The sequence below is a fragment of the Leisingera sp. F5 genome, assembly GCF_001593695.1.
Genome location: NZ_LUKH01000683.1, coordinates 1 through 1857, shown reverse-complemented (window position 1 = coordinate 1857; position 1857 = coordinate 1). Strand labels below are relative to the sequence as shown.

Genomic DNA, 1857 nt, shown 5'->3' with positions numbered 1-1857 from the left:
CCGGGTTGGACAGCACCGGCAGCGCCTGATTGTAGGGCAGAACGCCGGTGGCCAGCATTGCCGCAACGCCGGTCAGCGCCACAACTTCGGTGGGATAGGTTTCGCGCAGGAAAGCCACAAACATGGCCAGGACAATGGCAATCGCCAGGACCGCGCTGCCGGTTTCACCTAGTTGGAAGAACTGCATTTACCGTGATGATGTCCATATAGTTTCAGGCGGATTTAGCGTGCTGCTGCACGCTTCGCCATCGCGCAGTTTCCCTGAAACCTTTCGCCTGAGCAAGAATTTCCGCATCAGCAAAGTTTCGAGGGCCTGGATTCGGGAATTTATGCGGAAAATCGCGGCTGCAACGGCAAATCATCCCGCCCCAGGCTGCATTGCGCAGGGGCGCGGCCTTAAGGGGCGGCTTCCTGCAGCAAGCCGCCATTGCGCACCATGCGAATCTGCTTGGCAGCACCCGTTCGGTCGTCGGTCTCGACAAATACGCCGGAAAGGGTAGCCGCACCATTTGCGGGGGTAAAACGGGCCTTGGGCATTCCAGTCAGGAAGCGGCGCATCGGCTCGGCTTTGTCCATCCCAATAACCGAATTGTAGTCGCCGCACATCCCGGCATCGGTGAGATAGCCGGTGCCTTCGGACAGGATCTGCGCATCCGCTGTCGGCACATGGGTATGGGTCCCCACCACCAGCGAGGCGCGACCATTGCAAAAGTGGCCCATTGCCATCTTCTCGGAAGTGGCCTCGCAATGCATATCGACGATGATCGCCTGTGCCAGCCCGCCGCGGGGATGCGATTTCAGCACCGCCTCGACCGCGCCGAAGGGATCATCGAATGCGCGTTTCATGAACACCTGACCCAGCACCTGCACCACCAGCACCTTGCGTCCGCCCGGCGCCTGGAACAGCCGGTAGCCGCGGCCCGGCGCACCTTTGGCAAAGTTCAGCGGCCGGATAATGCGCTGTTCCTTTTCGATGAACTGCAGCATGTCTTTCTGGTCAAAGGCATGGTCGCCCAATGTCAGACAATCGACCCCCGCGTCCAGCAGCAGCTTGGCGTGCTCGCCGCTCAGCCCCATGCCGTTGGAGGCATTCTCGCCATTCACCACAACAAAATCGAGCCGCCAGTCCTGGCGCAATCGCCGCAGATTATCAGAAATGGCACTGCGCCCCGCGCGGCCCATCACATCGCCTAGAAACAAAATTCGCATGTGCGCGTGGTACGCCGTTGCGCCCGGCAGAACAAGGCCCGCGGCAGGCGTGCAAAACTTTTCTGAAAAGTTCTGCCAAGATTTTTCCACAAAATCTTGGCTGCTTGGCCTGCGTCAGCGGCTGAATTGCAGGATCCGGCTTTCGGTCACCAGCATATCGAGCGGCTGGTCGGTGGGTTCCAGCGGCAAGTCTTCGGCCTCTTGCGCGTCAAAAGCAAAGCCAATCGCCAGCGTCGCCCGTTTGCCGCGCAGCAGTTCCAGCGTGCGATCATAGAAGCCGCCGCCGTACCCCAAACGCCCGCCCTTGGCATCAAAGGCAACCAGCGGCACGATCAGGATCTCAGGTTCGAAAAAATCATCCGTTTCGGGAACCATGGCTCCAAAGGGGCCGTCGCGCAGCGGGCCTTCGGGCTGCCAGCGGCTGAATCTCAGCGGCTGCCCTGCCCCCATGATCACCGGTACGCCCACAGGCCCGTGCGCGGCGGCTTCGGCCATTGCGGGCACCGGGTCGATTTCTGTCCGGATCGGCAGAAAGCCAGACAACGGCACACCGCGGTAGCCGGCCAGCACCTCGGACAGACCGCCTGCGGCACCTGGAACATTGCGGGCATGCGCTTCCTTGCGGCGGGCAAAGGCGGCCTTGCGGGC

Annotated in this window: 2 protein-coding genes and 1 pseudogene; all 3 read right to left on the bottom strand. The window is 61.5% G+C overall.

Annotated features, from left to right (window positions below; all coding sequences use genetic code 11):
• Positions 1 to 187, bottom strand: a pseudogene (locus tag A2I95_RS34765) (SLC13 family permease); the annotation flags it as partial.
• A gap of 209 nt (positions 188 to 396) precedes the next feature.
• Positions 397 to 1209: a TIGR00282 family metallophosphoesterase gene (locus A2I95_RS34760; RefSeq protein ID WP_027259487.1), complete on the bottom strand. Its 813-nt coding sequence runs from the start codon at positions 1207 to 1209 to the stop codon at positions 397 to 399.
• Positions 1210 to 1323: 114 nt separating this feature from the next.
• Positions 1324 to 1857 (bottom strand): 5-formyltetrahydrofolate cyclo-ligase (locus A2I95_RS34755; protein WP_291737122.1); only part of this gene is annotated, 534 nt, incomplete at its 5' end.

Bases quoted from the DNA above. Each gene is read 5' to 3' on its own strand.
- A2I95_RS34760 (WP_027259487.1), bottom strand. From the start codon at position 1,209: ATGCGAATTTTGTTTCTAGGCGATGTGATGGGCCGCGCGGGGCGCAGT.